Source organism: Corallococcus sp. 4LFB (assembly GCF_046520365.1).
GTDB lineage: Bacteria > Myxococcota > Myxococcia > Myxococcales > Myxococcaceae > Corallococcus > Corallococcus caeni.
In genome coordinates this window covers 1-8,325 of the sequence record NZ_JBKGHJ010000387.1, presented here as the reverse complement: position 1 = coordinate 8,325, position 8,325 = coordinate 1, and the positions used below count along the sequence as shown (strand labels likewise).

Below are 8,325 nucleotides of genomic sequence, written 5' to 3'. Positions count from 1 at the left end.
CAGGCGCGCGCGACGCCGGACGCGGTGGCCGTGCGCCAGGACGGCGCGGTCCTGACGTGGCGGAGTCTGCGACAGAGGGCCCTGGCCCTCGCGGGACAGCTGAAGGCGCGCGGCGTGGGCCAGGGGTCCCGGTCGCCGTGTGCGTGGAGCCGTCCCCCGAGCGCGCCGTCGCGCTGTGGGGCGTGCTCGCGGCGGGAGGCGCGTATGCGCTGGTGTCGCGCGAGGGGCTCGGCGAGCTGTCGTCGCTGGGGAACGACGGAGCACCGCCCGTGCTCGTCACCTCCGGTGCCCTCCCGCTTCCTCCCGGGGTGACGGGGCCCGTCGTTCGACTCGATGGCGAGGACGCGGCCCGGGTCCCCGCTTCGGGGGGACCGGCCCGCGTGGACGTGGAGGGCCTTGCGTGCCTCGCGCGTGAGGGGACGGAGGCCTCACGCCCCCGCGTGATGTTGAGCCACCGCAACCTCGTCCACCGGCTGGCCGCACTGGATGCGCGCGTGGATGCACGGCCCGGAGAGTCGTGGCTGAGCACGTCGGACGGCCTCGCCGACCCGGCGGACCTGGAGCTGCTCTGGGCCCTGTCCCGGGGGCTCCCGGTGGTGCTGCCGCCCCGGTCCATGTCCCAGCCTCCCGTGCGGCGGGAAGGCGCCGCGGCGAAGCGGTCGCTGGACTTCAGCCTCTTCTACTTCGCCAACGACGCGGAGGCGTCAGGGCGGAAGAAGTACCAGCTGCTCATCGACGGCGCGAAGTTCGCGGACACCCACGGCTTCAGCGCCATCTGGACGCCCGAGCGCCACTTCCACGACTTCGGCGGCCCCTACCCCAGTCCCACCGCGACCAGCGCCGCGCTCGCCATGGTGACCGACCGGGTGTCCCTGCGCGCGGGCAGCGTCGTCCTGCCGCTCCATGATCCGCTGCGCGTCGCGGAGGAGTGGTCCGTCATCGACAACCTCTCCAACGGTCGCGCGGGCGTGTCCTTCGCCACCGGCTGGAACGCGAACGACTTCGTCTTCGCCCCCCACCACTTCCACCAGCGTCCGGAGGCCGTGCGGCGCGGCGTGGAGGAGGTGCGCACGCTGTGGAAGGGCGGCACCGTGCGCCGCACCAACGGCGCGGGCGTGGAGGTGGACATCGCCATCCGGCCCCGCCCCGTGCAGGCGGAACTGCCGCTGTGGATCACCGCCGCGTTCAACCCGGAGACGTTCCGGATGGCGGGCGAGCTGGGCGCGGGCCTGCTCACCAACGTGCTGGGCCTGGGCCAGGACTTCGTGGAGCTGGAGCGAAAGGTCGCCCTCTACCGAGAGGCGCGTCGCAAGGCGGGCCACCCCGGCCGGGGCCACGTCGTGCTCATGCTCCACACCTTCGTGTCCTCCAGCCGCGAGGACGTGAAGCACCAGGCGCGTGAGCCGCTGACGCGCTACTTCCGCAGCTCCGTGGAGTTGATCAACGGCCTGGTCGCCAGTCAGGGCCCGGGCTTCGACGTGCGCTCGCTCACGCCGCAGGACCTGGACGCCCTCCTGCAACAGGGCGTGTCGCGCTACCTGGATGCGGGCGGCCTCTTCGGCACCCCGGACTCGCTCCGCGCGCGCATCGACCAGCTGCGCCAGGCCGACGTGGACGAGGTGGCTTGCCTCATCGACTTCGGCATCGCCCCCGACATCACGCTGGAGGGCCTGCGGCACCTGGACGTGCTGCGCCAGCAGAGCCAGGAACACACGGCACCGCGTCCGTCCCCCGCGACCGTCGAAGTGGACAGCGCCGGGATGCTCGCGAACCTCCTGCGCACGAGCCCGCCGCCCCACCTGCGCGCCTCCGTCGCGGTCGCGAGGACGCTCGCGGAGCTGCCGGACGCCGCCGCCGTGCTGGGGCCGGTTCGCACGCTGGTGCTGGACGACTCGGAGGGCCTGCCGTCGGACCTCGCCCGGACGCTCCAGCGCGCGACCTCCGCGCGCATCGTGTCCCCCGCGCCGTTGCTGCCGGAGCCGCACGAGACGACCGCGCCCGGAACGCGCTTCGTGCTGGACGTCTCCGGTCGCCGCGCCCCCGTGGGCGTGGTGGGCGAGCTGTTCCTGGGCGGTGACGCCGTACCGCTCGGGTTCTGGAAGGCGCCGGAGCTGACCCAGACGCGCCTGCGCGTCTCCCCCGAGGGAACGGGAGCCCGCGTCTACGGCACGGGCAGCCGCGCCCGCTACCGCGCCGACGGTGAGGTGGAGCTGATCACGCCCTCACGCCGTGCCCCCGTGCAGCCTCCCGGCCTGGGCACCCGCGCCGTGTCCCAGCCGGACACCTCGAACCTCACGGCACGTTCGGATGCCTCCGCGCGGACGGGCGCCGTGCCCCCGCCTGGATCCGCGACCGGCGCGCTCCCGACGGGAGCACCCACGCGCCCGCAGCCTCGCGTGGCGCCGCCAGCCACGCCTGACGTCCAGGTCATCCAGCGCGTGCCCCGCACGGGGAACCTGCCGCTGTCCTTCGCGCAGCAGCGGCTGTGGTTCCTGGACCAGTACGAACCCGGCAGCGCGCTCTACAACATCCCCTCCGCCATGCGCCTGGAGGGCACGCTGGACGTGTCCGCGCTGGGCCGGGCCTTCGCGGAGGTGATGAACCGCCACGAAGCCCTGCACACCGTCTTCCGCGTCCAGGACGGCGACGCCATCCAGGTCATCGCCCCGTCCGCTAACGCCGCGCTGGAGGTCGAGGACCTGCGCGACTGGCCCGCTGCCTCCGAGCGCGAAGCCGAAGCCCTGCTCCGCGCCCGCGAGGAGGCCCGCACCGCGTTCGACCTGTCGCGCGGCCCGCTCCTGCGCACGCGCCTGCTGCGCCTCGCGGACACCGAACACCTGCTGCTCGTGACGATGCACCACATCGTCTCCGACGGCTGGTCCATCGGCGTGCTCATCCGCGAGGTCGTCACGCTCTACGAGGCCTTCACCGCCGGCCGGCCCGCGACGCTGCCGGAGCTGCCCATCCAGTACGCCGACTACGCCGTGTGGCAGCGCGACTGGCTCCAGGGCGCGGTGCTGGACAAGCAGCTCGCGTACTGGCGCAAGCAGTTGGAAGGCGCCCCGCCCGCGCTGGAATTGCTCACCGACCATCCGCGCACCGCGGACACGTCCAACCCCGGCGCCACGCACCGGGTGGTGTTCCCGCACGCGCTGATGCAGGGCCTGCGCGCCCTGTGCCGCCGCGAGAAGGGCACCCTCTTCATGGGCCTGCTCGCGGGCCTCCAGGCGCTCCTGTCCCGCTACACCGGCCAGGACGACCTCGCCGTGGGCGCGCCCATCGCCGGCCGCAACCAGCCGCAGACCGAAGGGCTCATCGGCTTCTTCGTCAACACGCTGGTGCTGCGCACCCAGCTCGACGGCGACCCCACCTTCGTGGAGCTGCTGCGCCGCGTGAAGGCCGTCACGCTGGGCGCCTACGCGCACCAGGACGTGCCCTTCGAGAAGCTGGTGGAGGTCCTGCAACCCTCCCGGCAGGGCGGCCAGACGCCCTTCTTCCAGGTCACGCTGGTGCTGCTCAACACGCCGATGCCGGAGCTCACCGGCCCGGGCCTCACCTTCCGCCCGGTGGACGTGGACAGCGGCACGTCCAAGTTCGACTTCACCCTCGTGTTCACGGAGACGCCGCGCGGCCTCCAGACCGCCTTCGAGTACCGCAGCGACCTCTTCGAGCCCGCCACCGCGAAGCGGATGATGGAGCACCTCCAGGTCCTCCTGGAGGACGCGGTCGCGAACCCGGAGCGCCGCCTGTCCCAGCTGGAGCTGCTCACCGCCGCCGAGCGCCAGCGCATCCTCGTGGACTGGAGCACCACGCCGTTCGACGGTCCGCCCGAACCGCTGGTGCACGACGCCTTCGAGGCCCAGGCCCGCCGCACGCCCGGCGCCGTGGCGGCCCTCTTCGAGGGCGAAGCCCTCACGTACGCGGAGCTGGACCGCCGCTCCAACCAGCTCGCGTGGCACCTTCGCGAGCACGGCGTGCGTCCGGGAGACCGGCTCGCGCTGTGCCTGGAGCGCTCGCTGGAGATGGTGATGAGCGTGCTGGCCGTGCTCAAGGCGGGCGCGGCCTTCGTCCCCATGGACCCGGCGTACCCAGCGGAACGCCTCGCCTTCATGCTGGAGGACGCGGGCGCGAACCTCGTCGTCACGCAAGGCAGGCTCGTCTCGCTCCTCCCCGCGACCGGCGCACGGGTGGTGTGCGTGGACACGGAGCAGGCCACCTTCGACCGGCTGCCGCCGCACGCCCCGCCGCGCGCGGTGTGGCCGGATTCGCTCGCGTACATCATCTACACGTCCGGCAGCACGGGGCGCCCCAAGGGCATCGCGGTGGCGCACCGCACGCTGTCGTGGGTGGTGGCGTGGACGCGTCAGCGCTCGCCCAAGGTGGACGCCGTCACGTTGCAGTTCGCGTCGCTCAACTTCGACATCTCGTACCAGGAGATGTTCACGTCCTGGTCCGTGGGCAGCTCCGTCGTGATTCCCACGTCGGAGACGCGGCAGGACATGCCCGCGCTGCTCGCGTTCATGGCCCGCCACGGCGTGGAGCGGCTGTTCCTGCCGTTCATCGCGCTGCAGAGCATGGCGGACGCGGTGGCCCACGGCGCGCCCGTGCCGGAGCGGCTGGTGGAGGTCGTCACGGCCGGCGAGCAATTGCAGGTGACGCCCGCGCTCGTCGCCCTCTTCGAGCGGCTGCCGCACAGCACCCTGGAGAACCAGTACGGCCCCTCGGAGGCGCACGTCGTCAGCGCCTACCGCCTGCGCGGCCCGCCGCGTACGTGGGAGCGGCTGCCCCCGGTGGGCATGCCCGTGCCCGCCACGCGGCTCTACATCGTGGACCCCACCGGCCGCCCCTGCCCCATCGGCGTGCCCGGCGAGGTGATGGTCGGTGGCGGACAGGTGGCGCTCGGCTACCACGCGAGGCCGGAGCTCACGGCGGAGAAGTTCGTCCCCGACCCGCTCTCCGGTGAAGCGGGCGCGCGGCTGTACCGCACGGGAGACCGGGCCCGCTGGCGCGCGGACGGCGCCATCGAGTTCTTCGGCCGGCTCGACGGCCAGGTGAAGGTGCGCGGCTTCCGCATCGAGCTGGGTGAAGTCGAAGCCGCCCTGCGGGACGCCCCGGGCGTGCGCGCGGCGGCGGCGATGGTGCGCGAGGACGTGCCCGGCGACAAGCGGCTGGTGGGCTACGTGGTGCTCCAGCCGGACACGGCCTGGGAGCCGGAGGCGCTGCGCCGCAACCTCGCGAGCCGCCTGCCGGAGTACATGCTCCCCACCGCGCTGATGCGGCTGGACGCGCTGCCGGTGATGCCCACGGGCAAGCTGGTGCGGCGCCTGTTGCCCGCGCCGGACGTGGACAGCCTGCGGGGCGTGGCGCCGCTCGTCACGCCGCGCAACGCGCTGGAGCAGCTGCTGGCGGACATCTTCGCGCAGGTGCTGGGCCTGGCCCACGTCGGCATCACCGACAGCTTCTTCGACCTGGGCGGCCACTCGCTGCTGGCCACGCAGGTGACGTCGCGCCTGCGCACGCAGCTGGGCGTGGAGGTGCGGCTGCGCGAGGTGTTCGACGCGCCCACGGTGGAGTCGCTCGCCCGCCGCATCGAGGGCCGCGTGCCCGAAGCGGAGCGCAGGCCCCGTCCGCCCGCCATCACCGCGCGGCCCGGCGTCCGTTCCGCGGAGCTGTCCTTCGCGCAGCAGCGGCTGTGGTTCCTGGACCAGTACCAGCCCGGCAGCGCGCTCTACAACATGCCCGCCGCGCTGAGCCTGGAGGGCACGCTGGACGTCGCCGCGCTCACGGACGCCTTCACGGAGCTGGTGCGCCGGCACCAGGTGCTGCGCACGACGTTCCAGGTCATCGACGGCACCGCCGCGCAGGTCTTCGCGCCCGCCGCGCCCTGGGTTCTGCCCGTCGAGTCGCTGGAGCACCTGCCGGAGGATGAGCGCGACGAGGCCGCGGGCCAGCTCGCGAAGGACGAGGCGCGCCAGCCCTTCGACCTGTCGCGGGGACCGCTGCTGCGCACGCGCCTGCTGCGGCTGGCGGAGCACGAGCACCTGCTGCTCGTGACGATGCACCACATCATCTCCGACGGCTGGTCCATCGCCGTGCTCATCCACGAGATGGTCGCGCTGTACGAGGCGAAGCTCGCGGGCCGGGCCTCGCCGCTACCGGAGCTGCCCATCCAGTACGCGGACTACTCCGCCTGGCAGCGCGAGTGGCTGCGCGGCGAGGTGCTGGACGCCCAGGTCGACTACTGGCGCAAGCAACTGGAGGACGTCCCGCCCGCGCTGGAGCTGCCCACGGACCACCCGCGCACGGCGGACTCCCAGAACCCGGGCACGTGGCTGGAGGTGGAGCTGTCCTCCGAGCGCGTGCAGGCGCTGAAGACGCTCTGCCAGAGGGAAGGCGCCACGCTGTTCATGGGCCTGCTCGCGGGGCTCCAGGCGCTCCTCGCGCGCTACTCCGGCCAGGACGACATCTGCGTGGGCGCGCCCGTCGCGGGCCGCACGCAGGCGGAGACGGAGGGCCTGGTGGGCTTCTTCGTCAACACGCTGGTGATGCGCACGCGGCTGGACGGAGACCCGTCGTTCCGCGAGCTGCTGGGCCGCGTGAAGGACGTCACGCTGGGCGCGTTCGCGCACCAGGACGTGCCGTTCGAGAAGCTGGTGGAGGTGCTCCAGCCGCCGCGCATGCCGGAGCGCACGCCGTTCTTCCAGGTGGCGCTGGTGATGCTCAACACGCCCTCGGCGGAGCTCACCGTGCCCGGCATCCAGTTGAAGCTGCTGGAGCTGGACAGCGGCACCGCGAAGTTCGACTTCACCTTCACCCTCAGCGAGTCACCCCAGGGCCTTCGCGGCGCGCTGGAGTACCGCACCGACCTGTACGACGCGGCCACGGCCGAGCGGCTGGTGGGCCACCTGCAAGCGCTGCTCGACGGCGCGGTGGCCCGCCCCGACGCGCGCCTGTCCACGCTGTCGCTGCTGTCGCCAGCGGAGCGCCGGCAGGTGCTGGTGGACTGGAACACCCGTCCGGGCCTCGCGGTGGACGCGACGGTCCACGGCCGCGTGGAGGCTCAGGCCGCGCGCACGCCGGATGCCGTAGCGGTGACGTTCGAGGGGCAGCGGCTCACCTACGCGCAGCTGGAGCGCCGGGCCAACCAGGTCGCTCATCGACTGCTCGAATTGGGCGTGAGGACCGGGGATCGCGTGGGGCTGTGCGTGGAGCGCTCGCTGGAGATGGCGGTGGGCGTGCTCGCCATCCTCAAGGCGGGCGCGGCCTACGTGCCGCTCGACCCCACCTACCCCGCGGAGCGGCTGTCGCTGATGCGCGAGGACGCGGGCATCCGCGCGGTGCTGACGCAGGCGCACCTGGACACCCCGGCGCCCGGCGTCGCGGCGGTGCGGCTGGACACGGAGGCCGCGCTGCTCGCGCGCCTGCCGGAGTCGTCCCCGCGCGTGGCCGTGCCGCTGGAGTCGCCCTGCTACCTCATCTACACGTCCGGCAGCACCGGCAAGCCCAAGGGCGTGGCGATGACACACGGCGCGCTGGCGCACCTGCTGGCGTGGCAGTGCCAGCGCTCGGTGAAGCCAGACGCCACGACGTTGCAGTTCGCCGCGCTGAGCTTCGACGTGTCGTTCCAGGAGATGCTGGCCACGTGGAGCGCGGGCGGCACGCTGGTGGTGCCCACGGCGGCGGTGCGCCGGGACATGCCGGCGCTCCTGCGCCTCATGGCGGACGCGGGCGTGGAGCGGCTGTTCCTGCCCTTCGTCGCGCTCCAGTCGCTCGCGGACGCCGTGGAGCACGGCGCCCCGCTGCCGGAGCGCCTGCGCGAGGTCATCACCGCGGGTGAGCAGTTGCAGGTGACGCCCACGCTGGTGTCCTTCTTCGAGCGGCTGCCGGACTGCGTGCTGGAGAACCAGTACGGCCCCACGGAGACCCACGCCGTCAGCGCGCTGCGGCTGCAAGGCGCACCGTCGTCGTGGGAGCGGCTGCCGTCCATCGGCGCGCCGCTGCCGGACACGCAACTGTACGTCGCGGACGCGAGCGGCCAGCCCTGCCCCGTGGGTGTGCAGGGCGAGCTGCTCATCGGAGGCGTGCACGTGACGCCCGGCTACCACGGGCGTCCGGAGCTGACGGCGGAGAAGCTGGTGCCCGACGCGTTCTCCCCGGTGCCCGGCGCGCGGCTGTACCGCACGGGCGACCGCGCGCGCTGGCGTGCGGACGGGACGCTCGACTTCCTGGGCCGCGTCGACCACCAGGCCAAGGTGCTCGGCTTCCCGCGTGGAGCCCGGACGAGGTGGAGGCCGTCCTGCGCGGCCCTGCCCGGCGTGCGCGACG

General features: G+C 73.3%; 1 protein-coding gene. It reads left to right on the top strand.

The window, feature by feature from the left end; genetic code table 11:
* Positions 1-137: 137 nt before the first annotated feature.
* Positions 138-8,325: amino acid adenylation domain-containing protein (locus tag ACLEQD_RS31415; RefSeq protein WP_410389190.1), on the top strand; the 8,188-nt coding region annotated here is incomplete at its 3' end.